Source organism: Coriobacteriia bacterium (genome assembly GCA_013336165.1).
Classification (GTDB): domain Bacteria; phylum Actinomycetota; class Coriobacteriia; order Anaerosomatales; family JAAXUF01; genus JAAXUF01.
The window spans coordinates 1-22696 of sequence record JAAXUF010000001.1; the positions used below are offsets into that span (position 1 = coordinate 1).

The window sequence follows — 22696 nt, forward strand, 5'->3', positions numbered from 1 at the left end:
GAGCGTAGATGTGTCACCCATGAGGGTGCCGGATGACCATACGATGCCGGCGACCCACCCAAACGCAATAGCAGCACAGGCCGCTGCCAGCACCGCGCCGACCTTGAGCACACGCTTCGTCCGACTGTTCATCGAGGCACCTTCTCTCATACAACGACCAGCACGCCACACAGTCCCATTCATATGACGCACATCACGCCCCGATGGTTCGCAAGCCTTCCAGAGATCTGTGAGGCAGACAGATCTATCTCGCAGGTGTTTGCAGATCGGACTCAACGGGGGATTGTGTGGGTATAGGTGTTATGAGTTCCCATGAAAGTGTTGCATTGTGGGATGAAGTGGCATAGAGTTCTGGGCGTAGAGCGGGGACTCGTGCGGAGGTTCCTGGGCGATAGGCCAGTCGGAGGAGGGGGGCAAGATGTTTCTCGGCGATTACCAGCACACGCTGGACGTCAAGGGGCGCGTCTCCCTTCCCGCGAAATTCCGAGCCGAGATGACGGGCAAGTTGGTCATAGCCAAGGGGCTGGACTCCTGCCTGTATGTCTACTCGGCAGAGGAGTACGCGCGTTTCGAGGAATCGCTTCCCAAGGATGACTTCGATCCGAGTGTTCGCAGGATTCGCCGGTTCTTCCTTTCGGGCGCGGTCGAGGTCGAATTGGATTCAGCCGGCCGGATCTCGCTGCCGTCAGTACTCCGAGAGTATGCGCACCTCAGCAAGGACGTAGCAGTCACCGGCAACGGCAATCGGATAGAGATCTGGGATGCCGTTGCGTGGAGCGAGTACAACGGCGAGACAGATGACATCAGCGATCTCGCCAAAGGGCTGTCCAACGCGGGGCTGCTCTAGAGGTTTGACAATGGAATACCGGCATATCCCAGTTTTGTTGGCCGAGGTCACGCAGCAACTTTCGCCGCAACCCGGTTCGATCATCGTGGACTGCACCTTGGGCGGGGCAGGACATGCGAAACGGTTTCAGGACCTCGTGGCACCTACCGGTACCTTGGTGGGAATTGACCAGGACGATGCAGCGCTCGCCGCAGCAGCAGTCACACTACGCCTCGGCCAACACGATTCGACAGCTAGGACAGTGCTTCTGAAGGGGAACTTCGCCGATCTGGACACGCTTCTCATAGATGCGGGCGTTCCATGCGTCGACGGGTTTCTTTTCGATCTGGGCGTGAGTTCGCATCAGCTTGATTTTCCCGAGCGCGGCTTCTCGTACAACGAAGACGCGCCATTGGATATGCGGATGGATCCGGGTCGTCAGACTCTAACCGCAGCAGAGGTCATCGCAACATACACCGCAGCCGACCTCACCCGGATCATTCGCGACTACTCGGACGAGCGATGGGCGTCGCGCATCGCAGCCTTCATCGTCGAGGAACGCGCGCATCATCCGATTGCGACGACGTTGCAGCTCGTCGAGGTCATCAAGGCTGCGGTTCCCGCAGCCGCCCGCCGAGAGGGGCCTCATCCCGCCAAGCGCACGTTCCAGGCGTTGAGGATAGAGGTCAACGACGAGCTCGGCGTGTTGGCAACAGCGCTGCGCGCCGCGATCAGATGGCTTTCCCCGGGCGGCAGGGTCGCTGTAATCAGCTACCAATCGCTTGAGGACCGCATTGTGAAGACCATCTTCACGGAACTCGCAGGACGGTGCACGTGCCCGCCCGAGCTGCCCGTCTGCACATGCACGCATACGCCGGTACTCCGAATTGTCACACGGAAGGCGATCTTGCCTACCGTAGAAGAGATTAGACAGAACCCTCGTGCTCGCAGCGCCAAACTGCGAGTCGCTGAGAGAGTGTAGAAGACGATGCGTCCGGATTAGACCGGCGAATAGGCGAGGAGGTGTGGCACGATGGGGCTCCCAGCTTTGCGGAACGATCCGCAGTACGAGAGGGTTGCTGAGAAGCCTCGCCTTCGTGTTGTGAAGCCTCAGGCCACCAGTCGCCCTTCTCGGCGACCGGCTGCCGTCTCTCGGAAATCCGTGCAGCGGGTGTATACATCATTTGTGCTCCTAGTCGCGTTGGTAGCGCTTCTGGGTATGGGCAGAGTCTGGCTTTCCGCGTCGGCGGCAAAGGCGTCAATCGAAGTCACGAGTCTGCAGAGCCAGATCAAGGCAGCGCAGAACGAGGGTGATATTCTCGAAGTCCGGAAGAGCTCGCTTGCCACGCCGTCTCGCATTCAGGCGGTAGCATCGACCGCAATGGGTATGGCATCCGCCGCATCGTCGACCTACCTTGATCTGGCAAACGTCCCGACAGTTGCCTCTTTGAAGACGCCGAGCGTTGCTGCTGCAGGGACAACGGGAAGCGCGTTTTCTCGCATGCTGGAAAAGGCTGTGAACATGGCTGCAGGAGAGGCTCACCAGTTGCTTGTGGGCGATGTCGGCCTTGCGTCGGAATAGGGAGCACCGGGGAGGCGGCGGGGCTTCCCGAAAGAGACGATCGCCGGGAAACGGACGAATCCTGTTTCTCTTCGGCACGTTCTCAGTGCTCCTTGCGGCGATCGTTGTCCGCTTGGTCTGGGTTCAGGTGGTTGTTGCCCCCGCCTACGCAGCCCAGGCGACGGCCCAGCGTATGAACGATATCGAGCTGACGGCGCGACGGGGAACCATCTACGATCGTTCCGGTGAGCCTCTTGCGGTCACTGTCGACGCGAGTACCGTATATGCCAACCCCGGCTCCGTGAAGGACAAAGCGCAAACGGCGCAGGTGCTTGCCTCGGTACTTGGGGGGGCAGCCAAAGACTACGAAGCCAAGCTCTCTCGGGAAACAAGCTTCGTATACATTGCGAGGAAGATCGACCCGCAGAAAGCCAAAACCCTTGAGGCCCAGTTGAAAGAGAAGAGTCTCAAGGGGATCGGTTTCCTTGAGGATTCGCTCCGCGTCTATCCCTCAGGCGAACTCGCGTGTCAGGTCCTTGGATTCGTCGGCGTTGACAATGAGGGACTCGCCGGTATTGAGAAGCAGTACAACTCAGTCTTGGCGGGGAAGCCCGGGGTGCTGCTCGGCGAGTGCGATCCATATGGAAGGCTGATTCCCGGCGGCGTCCAGAAGACGATCAAGGCCGTCGACGGCAAAGACATCGTACTCACGATCGACAAGGACATTCAGAATGCAGCGCAGACCGAGCTGGCTGCCGCTGTCTTGAAGTGGGGAGCCAAAGGCGGCTCGGTCATCGTGATGAATCCCCAGACCGGTGAGATCTACGCGATGGCGTCAACGCCGACGTTCGATCCGAATGCCTATCAGACCGCGGATCAACAGGCGATCAGAAACGTCGCAACGTCCGATTCCTACGAGCCGGGATCTACCATCAAGGCCATCACTGCGGCTGCGGTCATCGATGAGAAACTCTACAAGCCGGATTCCATGTTCGAGCTCCCTCCGACATTGACGGTTGCGGGTTACACCATTCATGACTCAGAAGAGCGCGGAACCGTGAACTGGTCGCTGACGCAGATAGTGACCAACTCATCCAACGTGGGCGCGGTTCAACTGGGCACAGCGCTGGGCAAGCAGGGACTCTACGATTACTTTGCCCGGTTTGGCCTGACCAAGACCACCGGCGTGGACTTCCCGGGAGAAGCCAAGGGGCTGCTGGCCGATCCCAGCACGTGGTCAAGCGCATCGATTGCGAACATCCCGTTTGGCCAAGGGCTGTCGACTACGCCACTCCAGCTCACACGGGCGGTCTCCGCGCTGGCGAATGGCGGCCAGTTGGTGACTCCCCACTTTCTGCTGAAGGTGCCACAGGATCCCAATTACTCGATGGTGTGGCCGAAGTCAACGGCTTGTTCGGCGGAGACCGCACGCACGGCCACAAGCATTCTGACGCAGGTCGTGTCCGACGGCACCGGCAAGGCTGCGGCGGTGCCGGGCTATGCTGTTGCCGGAAAGACGGGTACTGCGCAAATCGCGCTGGGCAGCGGACTGGGTTATGCGCAGGGGCAGTACATCGCCTCCTTCATCGGGTATCTGCCTGCCGACAATCCACAGGTGATCATTTCTGTGAAACTCGATCAACCGAGCAACTCAATCTACGGTGGAACGGTTGCAGCACCACTGTTCTCGGCGATCGCCAAGTTCACGGTGGAGCACCTCGGAATCTCCCCATCGACTGGAGCGCTATCTACCGGCACTCCCGCGAAATAGACAGGAATGAACCGCAGTCAACAGGTCGGCGGCAGAGGCGGGTGGCAAGGGCTGGGCATGGTAGAATCGCACGTTGAATTCCTCAGGGAGACCGAGTGACTGACACGAGAATCATGACCTTGTTGCAGGGGCTTGGCGCGCGCGCCTTGAGCGACGCAAACCCATCCGTATCCGGCGTTGCCTACCGATCCGATTCCGTTTCGGAGGGCGACGCCTTCTTCTGCGTCCCCGGTCTTGTTCATGACGGTCATGACTACGCCGCCCATGCGGTGGCGCGAGGCGCGGTTGCGCTCGTCGTCGAGCGGGAGCTTCCCGGAGTTGATGCCCCCCAGTTCCTGGTGGCCGACGCCAGGTCGGCGCTCGCGCTGGTCGCATGCACCTTCTACGAAGATCCGAGCGCTTCGCTTTCGGTTGTGGGGATCACCGGGACAAACGGCAAGACCACTACCACATACCTGCTCGATTCGATTCTGCGCGCCGCGGGATTGCTCACGGGCATCATCGGCACGGTGGAAACTCGCATCGCGGGTGAGCAGCAACTTTCGAGCCGCACAACTCCCGAGTCCAGCGATCTGCAGGCGCTTCTCGCGGATATGCGGCAAGCTGACGTTGACGTGGTTTCCATGGAGGTCTCGAGCCACGCGATTGATCTCGGCCGAGTCGAAGGTGTGAGGTTTGCCGTTGTCGCGTTCACCAATCTCACTCAGGATCATCTCGACTATCACCACACCCTTGACGCGTATTTTGCCACCAAGCGCAGGCTGTTCTCGGATTTTGAGGTTGGGGCCCGAGTGGTCAACATCGACGATCCGTATGGCAGAGTCCTGGCTGACGACTTCGGCGATGCACTGACGGTCGGCCGTTCAGAAGATGCCATGGTCCGCGCTGCCGATGAACAGCTTGATGCACAGGGCGCCTCATTTACCTTGGTGATGCCCGAATGGTCGGAGCGCGTGCGCCTTCCACTGGCCGGTGCGTTCAATGTCAGCAACGCGCTCGTCGCCGCTGGCTGTGCGCTTGCTCTGGGCATTGCCCCCTCGGCCATTGCCGAAGGCCTCAGGCACGCCCGTCAGGCGCCCGGCCGCATGGAGAGAATCGACGCCGGCCAACCGTTCGCGGTGGTTGTGGACTATGCACACACCCCTGATGCACTCCAGAAGGCCATTCTGGCGCTCAAGGACGTGACGCAGGGCCGCGTCATCGTCGTATTCGGGTGCGGGGGAGACCGCGATCCCCTAAAGCGCCCCATCATGGGAGCGATAGCCGGTCGATATGCAAGTATCCTGATTGTCACTAGCGACAACCCGCGCTCCGAGGATCCTGCCGACATCGCTCGTGAGATCGAAGGCGGACTGGCGGGCTGCTCGGCCGAGTATGAGGTCGAGCCGGACCGCCGCCGAGCGATTGCGCGTGCTCTTGCGCTCGCCGTCGGCGGAGACGCCGTGCTGATCGCAGGCAAGGGTCATGAGGACTACCAGGTGTTCGCGGATGGTACCGTTCATTTCGACGACCGCGAGGTTGCCCGAGAGGAGTTGACACGCCTGTGCTGACCGCCACTGTTCGCAGCATTGCCGAGATAACCCGTGGTGAAGTACTTGCGGGTTCGCCGGGAAGCGTCGTCTACGGCGTCGCGATTGACTCCCGTCTGGTGACGCCGGGGTGTGCTTTCATTGCGTTTCCGGGTGAGCAGGCTGACGGTCATGATTTCGTTGCTGATGCTTTGGCGCGGGGAGCGCATGCGATCCTAGTCACACACCCGGATGAGCGGCTGGATGAGTTGCTGACGCTGGCACAGGATGCCCAGGCAACAGTGATTCGCGTTGCCGACGCCACCCGCTCCTTGCAGGACTTGGCGCGCTACTACCGATCCCGCCTGCGCTGCGAGGTCGTCGGCATAACGGGGTCGACAGGCAAGACGTCCACGAAGGATTTCCTTGTCGCAGCGCTGTCGGAGACGTTGAACGTGGCATATTCCACGGGGAATCGGAACAACGAACTCGGCGTACCGCTCAATGTCCTTCAGGCGGATGCGGAGGCAGACGTCCTGGTCGCCGAGATGGGAATGCGCGGGCTCGGTCAGATCGATGTCCTGTGCGATATCGCGCATCCGAGGATTGGGCTCATCACGAACGTCGGAACCAGCCATATCGAGATTCTCGGGAACCAAGACGCCATCGCCGAGGCGAAGTCTGAACTCCTGAAGTGCCTGCCTGCCGATGGGATGGCGTTTCTGAACGGCGATGACGCCTATTCGGATACACTGCGGCATCAGACGATGGCGCCGGTGACATCCTATGGGCTGTCAGACGAGTGCGACGTTCGCGGGACCGAGATCGAACTCGACGACCAGAGTCGCGCTTCATTCGACATACTCACGTCGGTGGGGTCGGCCAGAGTCGCTCTTCCCGTGCCGGGCCGTCATAATGTCTACAATGCGCTCGCTGCTGCAGCTGTGGCACTCCACCTCGATGTGCCTTTGGGCAGCGTCGTTGAAGGGCTGTCGAAGGCCTCTCTCAGCGCGATGCGCATGGAGGTGTTTGTTTCCGCGAACGGCAACACAGTCATCAATGATGCGTACAACGCAAACCCGGTTTCGATGCGCGCGGCCATCGAAACCTTGGCTGAGATGTCGAGTTCGGGACGTCGCATTGCGGTTCTCGGCGACATGGCGGAACTTGGGTCGCTCACCGAACTCGCTCACTTCGGCATCGGCGAGCAGGTGGCAAGGCTCGGCATCGATCGGCTGATCGCTGTTGGGCCACGTGCTGCACACATCGCCGAGGGCGCAATCGCCGAGAGAATGCCCGCGGATCAGGTCATGCGGTGCGAGTACGCGAGCGACGCTGCCGAGGCACTCTCCGAGTTGCTGGAACAAGGCGACACGGTCCTCGTGAAGGCTTCACGCGTGATGGGTCTGGAAACGGTTGTTGAGAGGATTGTGAGCGCTCTGTGATTTCGCTGGACAGATATCCCACATATCAGGTCTTCCTGGCTGTTGTCTTGGCTATGCTCGCGGCGGCCGTCCTGTTTCCGGTGTGGATCCGGCTCCTGCGCGTTCGCAATATCGGTCAGCAAGTCCGTGCCGACGGCCCACAAGGGCATCTGGTCAAGCAGGGCACGCCCACAATGGGTGGTGTCCTGATCCTGCTCGTGACAATGCTTGCGTTCTTCCTGTTGGGAACTCCGGATCGCAAGAGCTTGCTCGTCTTGGCGACCATGCTGGCGTGTGGGGCTCTCGGCTTCATAGATGACTGGTCGAAAGTCTCTCACGAACGTTCGCTCGGTCTTCGCCCCCGCACGAAACTGATCTGGCAAGGGGTCGTGTCAGTTGGATTCGGGCTCCTTGTGGTCAACTGGGCTCAGATCTCGACTCTGGTCGAGATACCCCTGGTCAACGTGAACCTCGATTTTGGGGAGCTCGCAACGGCAATTCCCGTGGGCAACGTCTCTGTTGTAATTCCTTGGCTGTATCTCGCACTGGTCTATCTGATGGTGACTGGCTTCAGTAACGCAGTGAACCTGACGGACGGTCTGGACGGCCTAGCGGCCGGGACCGTCATGATCGTCATGCTGGCGTATGCGGCAATCTCGTTTCGTCAGAACACACTGTCGACGGCACTGCTGGCTGCTTCAGTCGCCGGTGCATGCGTCGGATTCCTCTGGTACAACAGCTATCCCGCAGACATTTTCATGGGCGACACGGGCTCCCTCGGGCTGGGTGCGGCAATTGCCGCGATTGCAGTCACGACGAAGACAGAACTGTTCGTTTTGATCATCGGCGGGATCTACGTAGCTGAGATCTTGTCCGTGGTGCTCCAGGTCGCCTCATTCAAGCTCACGGGCAAACGGATCTTCCGTATGGCGCCTTTACACCACCACTTTGAGATGAAGGGCTGGTCAGAGACGAAAGTCATGGTCAGGTTCTGGATCGTCACAGGCATTCTCGCCGGCCTAGGATTCGCGCTGTACTTCGTCGGAACCATTGGAGCGCGATAATGGCCGGCTCACTCGGCAGCATTCTCGTCATGGGACTTGGTCGGAGCGGCCGGGCAACCGTGCACTATGCCGCAGCACTGGTCACGTCCGGCGAGGCTGTGTCCGTCACAGCGGTTGACTGCTCGGACACTCCGGCTCTGCGCGAGGTCGCGACGGAACTGCGGAGTCTTGGCGCGGAGGTTCGGCTCGGCGTGTCCGAGGTCGACGGCCGGTTCGACCTAGGCGTTGCGAGTCCTGGGATCAAACCCGGGTCTGCACTCATGAAGGCGGCGAGAGCCGTTTGCGGGAGAGTCATCTCGGAAATCGAGTTCGCCTATTCGCAATCAGACCGGACGTGGGTGGCGATCACCGGAACCAACGGCAAGACCACGACGACGGCCCTGGTTGCTCATTTGCTCAACACTGCGGGGATTCCTTCGACCGCGGTTGGCAACATCGGAACGCCCGCCACAGCGTGTCTGGCCGAAGACGCGGCGAACGTGTTTGTTGCCGAGGTCTCGTCGTTTCAGTTGGCGCTGACCGAGACGTTTCATCCGAGAGTTGCCGTGCTTCTCAATCTGACCCCGGACCATATCGACTGGCACGGCTCTCTTGAGGCGTATTCGGCCGAGAAGGCGAAGGTTTTTGCGAACATGAGGCCAGGTGACGTCGCCGTCATCGACATGGACGACCCGGGCTCGGCAGTGTTTGCCGAGCCTGTCGCCGAACGTGGCGTTTCCGTGGTGCGGGTGAGCCGGAATGTCTTGTATGCCGATGGCGCGAGCGTAGTTGATGGGGTGATCGTGCTGGCGACCCGCGGGGGTATGATCCGCCTTGTCCGCACCGACGACCTGCAGATCAAGGGCGAGCACAACATCAGCAACGCCCTCGCGGCAATAGCAGCGGCGCATGCCCTCGGCGCTCCTGCTGAAGGTCTGACAGAGGGACTCGTCTCCTTCACTCCAATTGAACATCGGTTGGAACCCGTGGCGGAGATCGAAGGCGTCAGGTGGTTCAACGACAGCAAGGCGACGAATCCGGATGCAGTGCTAAAAGCGCTCACCGCGTTCAAGGGACAGGGGCTTGTCGTTCTTCTGGGCGGACGAAACAAGGGAAATGACTTTCGCACGTTGGCTGAAGCTGTGGCGCATGGGGCTAAGGCGGCAGTTCTGTACGGAGAGTCCCGCCATGAACTCGTGGGTGCGTTTGAAGGACTTGCGGTTCAGATGGTGGTAGTGGACACACTCGCCGAGGCCGTCGATTCTGCGCGGACGCTCTGCGAGCGGGGAGACGCTGTTCTCTTGTCGCCGGCATGTGCGTCTTTCGATCAGTTCTCCTCCTACGAAGAGCGAGGGCGCGCGTTCAAGTCCCTCATCGCCGCGATCGGGAGCGGGCGAGAGTGAGTAGCAAGCAACGTCATCAACTTGCAGGCGGCCCCGTGGCCCGGTACCTGCTGCTCGGCATGGTTGTGTTCCTGACGGCCTTCGGCTTGGTCATGATCTACTCGGCATCATCGATCACTGCGCTCGTCAAAATGGGCTCCGGCCTTTACTACCTTGAACGCCAGATGATTTTTGTTGTGGTGGGCGGCGCTCTCGCGTTCGGCCTGTCGCGCTTCGACTACCGACGCTTTCAAGGTATGCTCGGGTATCAGGCGTGGGGGGTGATCGTGGCCCTTCTGGTGCTAACGTATGTGCTGGGTCAGACGACCAATGGGTCGCGCCGATGGATTCCGATGGGTTTTTTCAACCCGCAACCGTCCGAGTTTGCCAAGGTCGCGTGTGTGCTCGTGGCGGCACTCCTGACCGTGGAATGGCAGCGCCGTCGGATGGAGACGAAGAAGTACCTGTTGCGCATGGGAATCTTTGTCGGGATTCCGGCGCTGCTCATTGTCTTTCAGCCGGATCTGGGAACCGCGATCCTGATGGCTTCCGGTGTGGCAATCGTGCTCTTCCTCGGCGGAATCGAGATAAAATGGGTGACGCGGGCTGCGGTCCTCTTGGTTGCGTTTGGCGTTTTTGCGATCGCAATCGCGCCGTATCGGCTGGAGCGAGTTATCACCGCACTCAACCCTTGGTCTGATCCGACAGACAAGGGTTACCAGACCATTCAGGCGCTTCTTGCGTTCGGTACGGGCGGTATCAAGGGGGTTGGACTCGGACTATCCCGCCAGAAGTGGTTCTACCTGCCGATGGCGGATACTGACTTCATCTTCGCAATGATCGGCGAGGAGGTAGGCCTTATCGGCACCGTTGCCGTCGTGGTGGCTTTCGCTGTCCTGCTCTACGCAGGTGCCCGTATAGCCATGGGGAGCCGGGATCAATTCGGCCGGCTTCTCGCGGGTGCGCTCACGGGTATGCTTGGTTTTCAGGCAATTCTAAACATGGCAGCCGTGACGGGGGTGTTTCCGGTGACTGGGAAACCGTTGCCGTTCCTGAGTTACGGTGGGTCATCTATGCTGGTGACTATGCTCAGTGTGGGGTTGATACTGTCGGTATCTGAGTTCGGCGCTCGAGCGCCTCGCGTGATGCGAGCTGTCCCGAAAAGCAAGGAGCCAATTCGTGCGAATCTTGATGAGCGGCGGAGGCACAGCTGGGCACGTCTACCCCGCGCTGGCAGTGGCGGGGGAGTTCGCTAGCGGGTGTGACGAAATGCTGTTCGTGGGGACACCGACCGGCGCCGAGTCGCGGCTCGTTGCCGCTGCCGGAATTCGGTTTCGCGAGCTCGCAGCCCGAGGGTTTGACCGAGCTCGCCCCTGGACGTTGATCACGTCTTCGCTGCGAATTGCGGCGTCTACTGTCGTTGCATGGGCGTGGATGGGTGCGAATCGGCCCGACGTCGTCGTCGGGTTTGGCGGGTATGTCTCGATTCCTGTGGGTATGGCTGCTGCCGTACGCGGAATCCCGCTCGTCTTACACGAGCAAAACTCGGTCCCGGGACTCGCCAACCGTACTCTTTCCCGCTGGGCTGACAGGGTAGCAGTCACCTACGAGGAATCAAGGTGCTATTTCAGGCATCCCGAGAGGGTCGTGCTGACCGGCAACCCGGTGCGTTCGGCCGTGCTGGGTGCGGATCGCATCGCTGGCCGAGCCGTACTCGGGATTGAGCCGGACGCTTGCGTGCTGCTTGCTTTCGGAGGGAGTCGGGGGGCGCGCCACATCAACTCGGCGCTCATCGGACTCCGCGACCGGTTGCTCGCGATCCCCAACCTTGTGGTGTTGCATGTGGCCGGCCCGTCGGAGGTTTCTACGGTTGCCGATGCGCTCGCGGCAGCAGGCGGGGATCCGGACGACCGCTGGCGCGTCGTGGGCTATCTCGATGACATGGGTTCGGCGTTGGCGGCGGCCGACCTGATCGTCTCTCGTGCAGGAGCGACATCCATTGCTGAGATCACCGCGCTCGGCTTGCCGGCGGTGCTCGTTCCCTTTCCCTACGCCACCGACGATCACCAAACCAAGAACGCGGCCGCGCTGGTCGCGTGCGGCGCTGCGGCGCTGGTGCCTGATTCGGAGCTTGACGAGGAACGGTTTGGCGACGTGCTCGTCGGACTGCTCTCGAGCGCAGAACGCCGTGCTACCATGTCTGCCGCGTCGCGCACGCTTGGCAGGCCGAATGCCGCCGAGCACGTCGCGCAGGTCGTCCGCTCGGCTGCACAGCGCAGCGGCGGGGTATCGCACATCGATTCGACGGAGGAGCTTGGTGTCTGAGCGCGCATACGCACACTTCATAGGCATCGGTGGTGCGGGCATGAGTGGCATAGCGCTCGTGTTGGCGCAGCGGGGCCTGACGGTCACCGGCAGCGACCTGAAGGCCTCACGGTACTCTCGCGCGCTTGAAGACGCGGGTGTCACGGTGTTCGTGGGGCACTCTGCCGAGAACCTCGGGGATCCTCAGGTGGTCGTGGTGTCCTCGGCGATTCCCGAGAACAACTCCGAACTTGTGGAGGCGCGCAGGAGAGGCCTCCCGGTATGGCAACGGGCCCGGATGTTGGCGCATCTGGCCGAGGGTCGCACCACGATTGCTGTGGCCGGGACGCACGGAAAGACCACGACAAGCTCGATGATCGCCACCATGTTGTCGCGGATGGAACTCGATCCCACGTTCCTCATCGGCGGCGAGGTCGAGGGGTTTGGTACGAATGCCGTCAACGGCGGCGGCGAGCACTACGTCGTCGAGGCCGACGAATCTGACGGGTCGTTTGTCCACTTGAATCCCTCGGTCGCCGTTGTGACGAACGTGGAAGCCGATCACCTCGATCACTACGGCACGTTCGATCGGGTTGAGGAGTCATTCATTGTCTTCATGAACAGGGTTCCTCAAGCCGGTTGCCTGGTCGTGTGCGGGGATCAGCCAAGCCTTACAGCACATGCCAAGAACACCGGCCGCCGTGTGGTCACCTACGGGTTCAGCGAAGGATGCGACGTTCGTTGCAGGGTTCTGGGCCGCACCGGAACGGGGATGCGGTTTGAGGCGGTCGCACCCGGTCTTTCCCCCGTCACCTCGAGTGTCTGCATTCCCGGGGAGCACATGGTGAGCAACGCGACAGCGGCTCTGGCGACCGCGTGGGCTCTGGGATTGGATATCGCGGCTGCAGGCGGGGCTCTCTCCGATTTCGCGGGCGTGCGCCGACGTTTCGATCTTGTTGGCGAGGTTGACGGGGTGACGGTTGTTGACGACTATGCTCACCACCCGACCGAAGTGCGTGCAACGCTGAAAGCTGCACACGGCCTCGGCTTCGACAGGGTCTTCGTGCTCTTCCAGCCGCACCGCTACTCCAGGACTGAAGCCTTTGCCGACGATTTCGGCGATGCACTTGCGGGGGCCGAACGCGTTGCCCTCATGGACGTCTACAGCGCGGGAGAAGCGCCGGTACCCGGAGTCAGTGGCAAGACAGTGTTGGAAGCCGTCCTGAAGCGCCATCCGCGCACGCAGACGGCATATCTCCCGCATCGTTCCGAAGTAGTTGCCTATCTCGCTTCGCGGGTCAGGTCAGGCGATCTTGTGCTCACGATGGGGGCGGGGGACGTCACCACGGTCGGCCCCGAACTGGTACGCGAACTCTCGAAGACATCGGCCGAGGACGGCGTTCCGTGTCGCTGACGGATGCCCATGCGCGGCTTCGAGAAAACCTGTCCGGCGTCGTCAGGCGTGACGAACCCATGGCTCGGCACACCTCTTTCCAGATTGGCGGCCCGGCTGCGTTGTTCGTCGAATGCAACACGCTCAGCGACCTGTCTTCGGTCGCATCGATACTGGCCGAAGAGGATGTGCCATCCGTCGTTCTCGGCAAGGGGAGCAACGTACTGGTGGCCGATACCGGTTTCGAAGGTGCGGTCATCACTTTGGGGAGAGACTTCAAGCGGCACTCACTGGACGGCGAACACCTCAGGGCAGGCGCGGGGGTGATACTTGCGGCGATCGTACAGGATGTGTTCAAAGCGGGGTACTCCGGTCTGGAGTTCGCGGTGGGCATTCCCGGAACCGTAGGCGGCGCGCTTGCCATGAATGCAGGAAGTCGGGACGTGTGGATTGGTGCCAACGTTGAGTCGGTCACACTATATGTCCCCGGGACCGGGCTGGTTGCGGTTCGAGGGCCGGAAATCGCATGGTCCTACCGTCGCAGTGACCTGCCGCAGCGTGGCGTCATTGTGGAAGCCGTGTTGAAGGTGGCCGAGAACGACGTGGTGCAGATTCGCAGAACCATGGAGGCGAATCTTCGAAGGCGCAAGCGCACTCAGCCGCTGGGTGTCCCGAGCGCAGGTAGCGTGTTCGTCAATCCCGACGGCGACTCCGCGGGGCGCCTGATCGAGTCCGTGGGGCTTAAAGGGAGACGAGTGGGGCACGCGCAGATCTCTGATGTCCATGCAAACTTCATAGTGAACACCGGTGGGGCAACAGCTACAGACGTCATATCACTGATACGTATCGTCCTTGATGCAGTGAGGGATTCCCATGGGGTCGAGCTCAAACCGGAGATCCGGTTCCTCGGGTCGTTCGTCGAAGCGTAAGCGCGTCGTCATAGGTGCCGATGAGACCCTAAGGGTAAAGTATAACCATAGGGAAGATAGCACTGGGCCTGACCGTCCACGCGTCGTCCACAAGGCAGGCCAGGGATCCGGGCAGCGGGCAGGCAGCACGGCCGGGCGCCGAATGGCAACAGAGAAGCGTCAACAGCGGGATCGCCGCCGACAGGCTGTCTCCATGCACAGGGTTCTTGTATCGATTGTCTTCGTGGGCATACTGGCATTGGTTGTGTGGGGATTGGTTGCCTTGTGGCGTGCGCCCTTGTTCCCTATACGACATGTGGAAGTTTCAGGAGCCACTCATCTGTCGCAGGAGTCGATTCTGGCTAGCGCATCGGTTCCTGCCGATGCAACATTACTGAAGTTGCCGTCGTCGGAGATAGAGAAAAGGCTGCTCGCCGCTCCGTGGATCGCCGAAGTGCGAATCTCGCGAAGTCTTCCGGATACGTTGAAGATCGCCGTTGTCGAGCGGGTTGCGGCGGCGGTCGTTCGCAGCGGCACCGCTATGTGGCTGGTTTCCGCGGACGGATTCTGGTTAGAGCAGCATTCCGCCGTTGAGACCTTTGCGGTTCCGGCGGTTGTCGACGTAAGCGGGCTTGCGCCCGTGGCAGGGGAGCGTATTTCGTCACCCGAGGTCACAAACGTGCTGTCGGTTCTCCGTGGGCTCAGTCCTGATCTTAGTACTCGGATTGTCCGCATTTCCGCTGCAAGCGTCGACAAGACGACCATTATCCTAACCGGACCGATCGAGGTTGTCGTCGGCGAGGCCGACGACATTGCCAAGAAGGACCAGATCGTCAGAGGAATCTTGGCGGGGCAGAAGAACGTGGTCTACATCGATGTGCGTCTGGTGGACAAGCCGACTTGGCGTGGTCTGGGAAAGTAACCGCGGTATGCTGGACTGAATGCCGGAGGGTTTGTCCGTCGTCATTTCGATTTGCTACTTGCGTCATACGTAACGTTTATGCGAAGATTGACTGTTGAAATCATACACTAAATGTTAACTTGAGGTCAAGGGTGTGAACAGACCGGTTTCCGGGGAGGGTTCAGGATGCTCGATACAGGCGCGAACTACTTGGCAGTGATAAAGGTCGTCGGGGTTGGCGGCGGCGGGACGAACGCCATCAACCGCATGGTGGAGGCCGGTGTCAAAGGTGTCGAGTTCATCGCTGTGAACACCGATGCCCAGGCACTACTGATGTCAGACGCGGACTACAAGGTCCACGTGGGAGTGAACCTCACAAAAGGTCTTGGGGCGGGTGCTGACCCGGATGTCGGTTACCAGGCGGCAGAGGAGAACAAGGCCGAGATCAAGGAAGCGCTTCAGGGCGCCGATATGGTCTTCATTACCGCAGGTGAAGGCGGCGGCACCGGCACCGGCGCTGCGCCGGTCATCGCGCAAATCGCCAAAGAAGAGATTGGCGCCCTGACGGTCGGCGTCGTCACGCGGCCATTTGCGTTCGAGGGCCGCAAACGCGCACTGCAGGCCGATGACGGGATCAAACGCCTGAGCCAAGTGGTGGACACGCTCATCATCATTCCGAACGACCGGTTGCTGCAGGTTGCAGAGAAGAAGACATCAATACTCGACGCATTCAGAATCGCCGACGACATTCTTCGTCAAGGAACCCAAGGCATTACGGACCTGATCACGGTCCCGGGATTGATCAACCTCGACTTCGCAGATGTACGCACCATTATGGCCGACGCTGGTTCGGCTCTGATGGGTATCGGACTCGCCACGGGCGACAACCGGGCTCATGACGCGGCCGCGGCTGCGATTTCAAGCCCGCTTCTGGAGTCCTCGATACAAGGGGCGACCGGAGTACTGCTGTCCATCTGTGGCGGCAGCGACTTGGGACTCTTTGAAGTCAACGAGGCCGCGGAGGTCGTTGCAGCAGCGACAGCGCCGGAAGCAAACATCATCTTCGGGGCGGTCATCGACGATTCGATGATGGACCAGATCCGAGTGACTGTCATTGCCACTGGATTCGATGGTCGAAAGAAGCAAGAGACGATGAAGTTCGCTGCAACTGAGGTGGAAGGAACACCGTTCTCTCGCACATTCGAGCCGTTGTCGGAAGACGAGTTGGATATTCCTGCATTCCTCAAGAAGCGGACCTTCTAGTCTCATAGTTTTGCCAACCATGAACAAATGAGAACCCCGTCGGACTTGCTCTCGACGGGGTTCTCCATCTTGAATACGTGGTATTTCTTTGGGCGCGCCCAACGGGAACAATTCTGCGAGTAGGGAGTTGACGAGAATGGAGCCAGCAGAATTGATGCAGCCGCAACTCCAACGCGTGACAGCACATGGGATCGCCTATTGGACGGACCGCGCTCTTCAGGACAGCACGGGGATTCTTGTGGCCTTTTCGGAACGTCTCGGCGGAATCAGCAAAGGACAGTTTGACTCACTGAATCTCGCATCTCACGTGGGCGATGATCCCGATTGTGTGGACGAGAACAGGAGTCGCTTCTTGGAAGCGCTCGGGATCATGGAGTGCCGCACCGATCTTGTGACGGCTGAGCAAGTGCATGGCGTCAAGGTTGCCACCGTAGGCCGACAAGATGCGGGCTCGGGGGCGTTTGCGGCAGGCGGCAGAGGGGCACTGCCGCAAACCGACGCAATCCTGACGGGGGAGCAGAGAGTCCCGCTGATGCTGTGCTACGCGGATTGCGTGCCGATCGTCATTGTCGCTCCGAGCAGGACTGTCGCTGTGGTGCATGCCGGGTGGCGTGGCGCAATTGAAGAGATGGCGAGTTCTGCGGCCATTGCCTTGGCCCGGATTGCGGGTTGTTCGGCCAGGGATTTGACTGCATACATCGGACCACACATCCATGCCTGTCACTACGAGGTTGACGACACCCTGATGTCGCAATTCGTTAACAAGTTTGGTACTCTTGCGCGGGCAGATTCAGGGGGTCTTGACCTCGATGCTGCCGTAACCGCAAGCCTTGACCGTGCAGGAGTCATTCCGTGCAACATCGCACGTCTCGGGATATGCACAGCCGAGACCACCGACAGATTCTTCTCTCATCGCGCAGAGCACGGCCGCACAGGAAGACATGCGGCTCTGGTGTGCGTGCTCTGAGGGCGCTTGGCATCCTCGCGGCAGGGCTTTTTGTCTCCTCATTCCTACTCACTGGGTGCGCAAGCGGCCTGAGGAACGTGAGCCAGATCACGGTCAGCGGTTCAACGACGATCCTTCCGATTGCCGAACAGGCGGCCGAGACTTTCATGCAGCAAAAGCAGGGCGTTTCGGTTCTGGTTTCAGGTTTGGGCTCCTCGGCGGGCATCGAGGCGGTCTCGGCCGGAACGGCTCAGATCGGCACGTCGTCTCGCGATGCGAAGGCGGAGGAAAGCAACTTAGGGCTTGTCGACACCCCAATCGCCTACGATGGTATAGCAGTGATCGTGAATCCCTCGAACCCGGTGAACAATCTCACGAGCTCGCAATTGCGCGATATCTTTGCCGGTAAGATCACCAACTGGAAAGAAGTCGGTGGGAAGGATGAGCGCATCTCCATCGTCAACCGGGATGAAGCCTCCGGGACGCGTGAGGCGTTCTCGAAACTCGTTATGAAGAGTCAGGCGTTTGACCCGGCTGCTGCGGTGCTGCCCGGGACAGGTCAGGTTCGCGACGTGGTGGCACGAGCGAGCGGAGCAATCGGGTACATCTCACTTGGCTTCGTCAAGCCGAGGTTCACCAACGTGACCGTCAAGGCCGTCTCCGTCGATGGCGTTGAGCCAAGCGAGGCGACGGTCGCTTCAGGCACCTACCCGATAGGGCGAGCTCTTCATTTCTTCACGAAGGGGCAGCCGACGGGTCTTGTCAAAGAGTACATAGACTTCGTGCTGTCTTCGCAGATTCAGGACAGTGTCGTCATTGATGCCGGATTTATCCCCATTGCGAATGGGGGCAAGCAATGAGCGAAGATACCGTCCACGCCGAACACGGCAAACTCCAGCTCGTGAGTCGAGCCACCTACACAAAGGAATGGCTCTTAGCGGCGCTGTTTTTCATGTGCGCATTTGCGGCGGTTCTTGCAGTAGCGCTGATCTTCCTGTTCGTCGGCTGGAAAGCGTGGCCAATTGCCACGGACTACGGAATCGGCAACTTCGTGTTCGGCAAGGTGTGGTCATCAAGCACCAACACATTCGGGATCCTGCCGCTCATAGCGGGGTCGGCGATTGTCACGTTTGGCGCGCTCTTGCTGGGTACACCGCTTGCTGTTGGGACTGCCGTGTTTTTGTCGGAGATCGCGAGTCCTCGAGTCCGTTCAATCGTACGTCCGGCAGTAGAGCTGTTGGCGGGCGTGCCGTCTGTCATCTACGGGTTTTTTGGAATCGTCATGTTGCGCCCGTTGATTGCACACTTCACGGGCAGCCTCGGGTTCGGCGCGTTGACAACGTGGATCGTTCTCGCAGTCATGATCGTCCCGACCATCGCTACTCTCTCCGAGGATGCATTGCGCTCGATTCCGCTCGGGATACGCGAAGCTTCCTATGCCATGGGCGCGACAACCTGGCAGACTATCTACAAGGTGGTTGTTCCTGCAGCCAAGATCGGCATATTCGACGCCGTGATTCTGGGGATGGGCCGCGCGATCGGCGAGACAATGGCCGTGTTGATGGTCGTAGGCAACGCCCCGGTCTTCCCGAAAGGGATCACAGCTCCCTTCGCGACGCTGACGAGCCAGATCGTTCTCGACATGCCGTATTCCATCGGTTTGCACCGCACGGCGCTCTTTGCCATGGCGGTAATGCTGTTCGTGTTCTCGATGCTTCTCGTGCTGGCGGTTCGCCTGCTTTCGAAGCTGAGGGACTGATCCGATGAACAGGAAACTGGCAAATACGCTTGCTATCGGGTTCTTCTGGGCCGCCGCGGCAATCACAGTCGCCATCCTCGGCACCCTCATTGTGTATGTCTTCATCAATGGGATACGGGCAATCTCACCCGCATTCATCTTCACCTGGCCGCACGGCGTCAACTCCGAGGGTGGAATCTTCCCGACGATCATCTCAACCATCTACGTGACCGGTCTTGCCATGTTGATCGCGACTCCGGTTGCGGTTCTTGCAGCCGTCTATCTCGCCGAGTACGCGCATCAGGGCCGCGTCGTCTCGGCTATTCGCTTTGCGGCCGACTCTCTAGCGAGCGTGCCTTCGATCGTCATGGGGTTGTTCGGCTTCGCGCTGTTTGTGGAGACGATGGGACTTGGTCTGTCCATGGTTTCCGCGTCGCTGGCTCTCTCCTTGCTTATGCTTCCGATTATCATGCGGACTACGGAAGAGTCGATTCGCGCCGTGCCAAAGTACATCCGGTGGGGCTCGTACGGCCTGGGTGCCACGAAATGGCAGACCGTTAGCCGAGTAGTCCTGCCTGCGGCTGCACCGCGCATCATCACCGGTGTGGTGCTCGCCGCGGGGCGGGCAGTGGGCGAGACCGCCGTCGTGCTCTATACGATGGGGCAAGCGGTGAACCTGCCGGTCACGCCGCTTGATTCGGGACGGCCGATGACCGTCCACCTCTATCTGCTCGCGGTGGAAGGTATCAACCTTCCGGCCGCCTATGGGACGGCACTGCTACTGATGATCATGATTCTCGGCTTCAATCTTGGCGCTCGGTGGATACTGCGCCGGTATCGAAAGGTGTAACGGAAAATGCCAAGCCAGTCACCAAGAGCCACATCGTTTGCTGAGGGAGGCGCTCCAAAGGTCAAGGTTCGCGACTTGAGCTTCTGGTATGACGACTTCAACGCGCTGACGGGTATCAATGTCGACATCGCAAGCAAGGCCGTGACGGCCTTCATCGGGCCCTCCGGCTGTGGCAAGTCGACGTTCTTGCGTTGTATCAACAGGATGAACGACCTTATCCCGGGGACAAAGGTCGAGGGCACAATGCTTATCGACGGCGCGGACATCTACGGGCCGGGCGTAGACCCGGTTGACTTGCGTAGGCGAGTTGGGATGATTTTTCAGCAGCCAAACCCGTTTCCTCAGTCGATCTACGACAACGTTGCTTTTGGGCCTCGGCTTCAAGGGATCCGCAGAAAAAGCGAACTCGACGCGGTTGTCGAGGACTCCCTCAAAAGAGCCAACCTCTGGAAAGAGGTGAAGGATATCCTCGGCAGGGGTGGCCTTACGCTGTCCGGTGGCCAGCAGCAACGGCTGTGCATCGCCCGCGTTCTGGCTGTGCAGCCGGAAGTGCTCCTCATGGATGAGCCCTGTTCGGCAATCGACCCGACATCAGTCCAGAAGATCGAGGACCTGATGGACGAGATCAAAGAGACCGTCACCATCGTGATCGTGACCCACAACATGCAGCAGGCCGCCAGGGTGAGCGACTTCACCGCGTTCTTCCTGCAGGAACTCGCCGGAGAACCCGCGGTTCTGGTGGAGTTCGGGCGCACGAACGAACTCTTCACGAGCCCGACCGACAAGCGAACGGAAGACTACATCACCGGCCGGTTTGGCTAGGCGTCCTGAAAGCGATTTCTGATGGGCACCGACATGTAACAACTTGATACAAATACGATTCGACCGGGTGGCTATACTGGATCCGTTCAAACTTGCACTAGGGAGACAACATGCGCGAACAATTCAGGCAAGAACTGAAATCGATCCATGCCGACGTCGTAGCCATTCTGGAGTCGGCGACCGGGTTGGCGCGCGATGGAGTGACCGCGCTCATTTCGGGCGACGTTGACCTGGCTCAGAAGGTGATTGCCGGAGACGATGCCTTGCGGGAGCGCTGCCTCGGTATCGAGGAACGTGTGATCGAGACGATTGCCACGCAGTCTCCGGTTGCCCGCGATCTTCGGCTTCTTCAATCGCTTGCGTACATGGCGATACGTCTCGAGCGCATGGCCGACCTTGCGGCGAACATCGCGAAGGCAGCCAAACGCACCGCCGGGCGCCGTGGACCGCAGACGCTCTACGATCTGATTCAGGCACAGGGCAACTTGGTCTATCGGGTCTTAGATGCCACTCGAGAGGCGCTGGAGGCCAAGGACATCGAGTTGGCCAGAAAGCTTCCTGAGCTCGACGAGCCCATCGATCACCTCTACAAACAGTTCTTCCGCGAGTTGGCTCGCGTCAAGAGCGAAGAAGACATCGAGTGGGCCTCTCAGATGGTGCTCGCGAGCCGCTATCTTGAGCGCATTGCCGACAATGCGGTCGATATCGGTGAACGCGTTGCCTACCTTGTCACAGGCTATCGCGATGGGCATTCGGCGGAAACCGCCGGCAACTTGACCGCGGAGTAGACATGTCGGTAATCGCCGAGCGGTACGCGGCCGTACGTCGTCTGGTAGCGGATGCCGCGGATGCCGTCGGCAGGAACGCCGATGAGGTCACAATCGTAGCGGTCACCAAGACCGTCGGCGTCGAGGTCGTTCGCCAAGCGTTACTGGCGGGTATATCCGACTTCGGCGAGAATCGGGTACAGGAACTGCTCGGCAAGTACGGGCTCTTCCCTGACGCGCGGTGGCACTTCATCGGCACGTTGCAGACCAACAAAGTCAAAGACGTCGTGGGACGGGCGTGCCTGATCCACTCGGTGGATTCCCTTCATTTACTGCACGAAATAGCCCACAAGGCGGAGCAGGCCGGGACAGTCCAGCAGGTTCTCCTCCAGGTGAACGTGTCGGGCGAGCAGTCCAAGCACGGATTCGCTCCGGAAGACGTTCATGAGGCGCTGATAGAGGTATCGCATCTTCGCGGTCTTGAGGCACGCGGGCTGATGACCATGGCTCCATTGGGGCGGGAAGAAGACGCGCGCCCGTTCTTTCGTGAGCTGCGTGAACTGCGAGACTCACTGCGAGCTATGCCGCTAAATGGTGTAAAGTTAGACGAGCTTTCGATGGGTATGAGCAACGATTTCCGTGTGGCCGTCGAAGAGGGCGCGACTATTGTTCGCGTCGGCGGGGCAATCTTCGGGAGGTAGGCGCGGAGTCAAGGGAGACTACTGTGGGCCTTTGGCAGAAAATGAAGGTGCGTCTCGGTCTGGAAGACGATTGGGACGAGTACTATGACGACGAAGACGAAGGCTACGAGAGCGAAGCCGTCGAGACCCGCGACGAATACGATTCGTCGCCGCGGCGGGGAGCATATCAGTCGCCGTATGGCTCGGGTGCAGGGCAGGGCGCAGTCAAGAGACTGGATCGTGGTCCGGATCTCGATCGTGCCCGGAGCAGCGCGTCCCAACTCAAGAGCGTGCCAACCGGCGCCGCGTCTGTGACCCCGGTTTCTTCGAACATGAAGATGCATATCGCCGAGCCCAAGAGCTTCACGGAGGCCCAGTCGATTGCAGACAAGTTCAAACGCGGGACTCCGGTCATCTTGAACCTCTCGGCCACCCAGAGCGACCTGGCGAAGCGGTTGCTGGATTTTGCATCCGGCCTCACCTACGGCCTCGACGGTGGACTTCAGAAGATCTCGGACAAGGTGTTCATGCTGACGCCGCACAACGTGGACGTTTCCGATGCCGATAGGCGCCGGTTGCGAGACACGGGACTGTTTCCCCGAGAGTGAC

22 protein-coding genes are annotated in these 22696 nt (G+C 60.1%); all 22 read left to right on the forward strand.

Features of this window, described 5'->3' with window-relative positions; genetic code table 11:
• Positions 1-418: 418 nt before the first annotated feature.
• The 22 genes from mraZ to HGA39_00110 all read left to right on the forward strand — a co-directional run bounded on the left by mraZ (position 419) and on the right by HGA39_00110 (position 22695).
• A complete protein-coding gene (mraZ, locus tag HGA39_00005; GenBank protein ID NTW27739.1) occupies positions 419-847 on the forward strand; it encodes a division/cell wall cluster transcriptional repressor MraZ in 429 nt (142 codons plus the stop codon).
• A gap of 4 nt (positions 848-851) precedes the next feature.
• Positions 852-1808, forward strand: coding sequence for a 16S rRNA (cytosine(1402)-N(4))-methyltransferase RsmH (gene rsmH, locus HGA39_00010; protein NTW27740.1), 957 nt, complete (start codon positions 852-854; stop codon positions 1806-1808).
• 180 nt (positions 1809-1988) lie between these two features.
• Entirely contained in the window at positions 1989-2408 is a 420-nt protein-coding gene (gene ftsL, locus HGA39_00015; GenBank protein ID NTW27741.1) for a cell division protein FtsL, read from the forward strand.
• The gene (locus HGA39_00020; protein ID NTW27742.1) at positions 2395-4158 is read left to right on the forward strand and encodes a penicillin-binding protein 2; all 1764 of its coding nucleotides are present in this window, start codon (positions 2395-2397) and stop codon (positions 4156-4158) included. The genes ftsL and HGA39_00020 overlap by 14 nt, the downstream gene beginning before the upstream one ends.
• Positions 4159-4271: 113 nt before the next feature.
• Positions 4272-5708 (forward strand): UDP-N-acetylmuramoyl-L-alanyl-D-glutamate--2,6-diaminopimelate ligase, encoded by a 1437-nt coding sequence (locus HGA39_00025; protein ID NTW27743.1) that lies wholly within the window; start codon positions 4272-4274, stop codon positions 5706-5708.
• Positions 5702-7111, forward strand: a complete 1410-nt coding sequence (locus HGA39_00030) for a UDP-N-acetylmuramoyl-tripeptide--D-alanyl-D-alanine ligase (GenBank protein NTW27744.1) — start codon at positions 5702-5704, stop codon at positions 7109-7111. The genes HGA39_00025 and HGA39_00030 overlap by 7 nt, the downstream gene beginning before the upstream one ends.
• Positions 7111-8154, forward strand: a complete 1044-nt coding sequence (locus tag HGA39_00035; GenBank protein NTW27745.1) for a phospho-N-acetylmuramoyl-pentapeptide-transferase — start codon at positions 7111-7113, stop codon at positions 8152-8154. Before HGA39_00030 ends, HGA39_00035 begins: the two co-directional genes overlap by 1 nt.
• The gene (murD, locus tag HGA39_00040; GenBank protein ID NTW27746.1) at positions 8154-9536 is read left to right on the forward strand and encodes a UDP-N-acetylmuramoyl-L-alanine--D-glutamate ligase; all 1383 of its coding nucleotides are present in this window, start codon (positions 8154-8156) and stop codon (positions 9534-9536) included. The genes HGA39_00035 and murD overlap by 1 nt, the downstream gene beginning before the upstream one ends.
• Positions 9533-10771, forward strand: a complete 1239-nt coding sequence (gene ftsW / locus HGA39_00045; protein NTW27747.1) for a putative lipid II flippase FtsW — start codon at positions 9533-9535, stop codon at positions 10769-10771. Before murD ends, ftsW begins: the two co-directional genes overlap by 4 nt.
• Positions 10695-11840, forward strand: a complete 1146-nt coding sequence (gene murG / locus HGA39_00050; protein ID NTW27748.1) for an undecaprenyldiphospho-muramoylpentapeptide beta-N-acetylglucosaminyltransferase — start codon at positions 10695-10697, stop codon at positions 11838-11840. The genes ftsW and murG overlap by 77 nt, the downstream gene beginning before the upstream one ends.
• On the forward strand, positions 11746-13233 hold the full coding sequence (locus HGA39_00055; protein NTW27749.1) for a UDP-N-acetylmuramate--L-alanine ligase: 1488 nt from the start codon (positions 11746-11748) through the stop codon (positions 13231-13233). The genes murG and HGA39_00055 overlap by 95 nt, the downstream gene beginning before the upstream one ends.
• Positions 13234-13292: 59 nt before the next feature.
• The gene (gene murB / locus HGA39_00060; GenBank protein ID NTW27750.1) at positions 13293-14141 is read left to right on the forward strand and encodes a UDP-N-acetylmuramate dehydrogenase; all 849 of its coding nucleotides are present in this window, start codon (positions 13293-13295) and stop codon (positions 14139-14141) included.
• Between the two features lie 142 nt (positions 14142-14283).
• Positions 14284-15042, forward strand: a complete 759-nt coding sequence (locus tag HGA39_00065) for an FtsQ-type POTRA domain-containing protein (protein NTW27751.1) — start codon at positions 14284-14286, stop codon at positions 15040-15042.
• A gap of 165 nt (positions 15043-15207) precedes the next feature.
• Complete coding sequence (gene ftsZ / locus HGA39_00070) at positions 15208-16284, forward strand: cell division protein FtsZ (GenBank protein NTW27752.1); 1077 nt, start codon at positions 15208-15210, stop codon at positions 16282-16284.
• Positions 16285-16420: 136 nt separating this feature from the next.
• The gene (locus tag HGA39_00075) at positions 16421-17251 is read left to right on the forward strand and encodes a laccase domain-containing protein (protein NTW27753.1); all 831 of its coding nucleotides are present in this window, start codon (positions 16421-16423) and stop codon (positions 17249-17251) included.
• Entirely contained in the window at positions 17161-18090 is a 930-nt protein-coding gene (locus tag HGA39_00080) for a phosphate ABC transporter substrate-binding protein (GenBank protein NTW27754.1), read from the forward strand. The genes HGA39_00075 and HGA39_00080 overlap by 91 nt, the downstream gene beginning before the upstream one ends.
• 92 nt (positions 18091-18182) lie before the next feature.
• A complete protein-coding gene (gene pstC, locus HGA39_00085) occupies positions 18183-18989 on the forward strand; it encodes a phosphate ABC transporter permease subunit PstC (GenBank protein NTW27755.1) in 807 nt (268 codons plus the stop codon).
• A 4-nt stretch (positions 18990-18993) separates the two neighbouring features.
• Complete coding sequence (gene pstA / locus HGA39_00090; GenBank protein NTW27756.1) at positions 18994-19818, forward strand: phosphate ABC transporter permease PstA; 825 nt, start codon at positions 18994-18996, stop codon at positions 19816-19818.
• A 6-nt stretch (positions 19819-19824) separates the two neighbouring features.
• Positions 19825-20640, forward strand: coding sequence for a phosphate ABC transporter ATP-binding protein (gene pstB / locus HGA39_00095; protein ID NTW27757.1), 816 nt, complete (start codon positions 19825-19827; stop codon positions 20638-20640).
• 110 nt (positions 20641-20750) lie between these two features.
• On the forward strand, positions 20751-21428 hold the full coding sequence (gene phoU / locus HGA39_00100; protein ID NTW27758.1) for a phosphate signaling complex protein PhoU: 678 nt from the start codon (positions 20751-20753) through the stop codon (positions 21426-21428).
• 2 nt (positions 21429-21430) lie between these two features.
• Complete coding sequence (locus HGA39_00105; protein ID NTW27759.1) at positions 21431-22108, forward strand: YggS family pyridoxal phosphate-dependent enzyme; 678 nt, start codon at positions 21431-21433, stop codon at positions 22106-22108.
• A gap of 23 nt (positions 22109-22131) precedes the next feature.
• Positions 22132-22695, forward strand: coding sequence for a cell division protein SepF (locus tag HGA39_00110; GenBank protein ID NTW27760.1), 564 nt, complete (start codon positions 22132-22134; stop codon positions 22693-22695).
• Position 22696 lies beyond the last annotated feature (1 nt).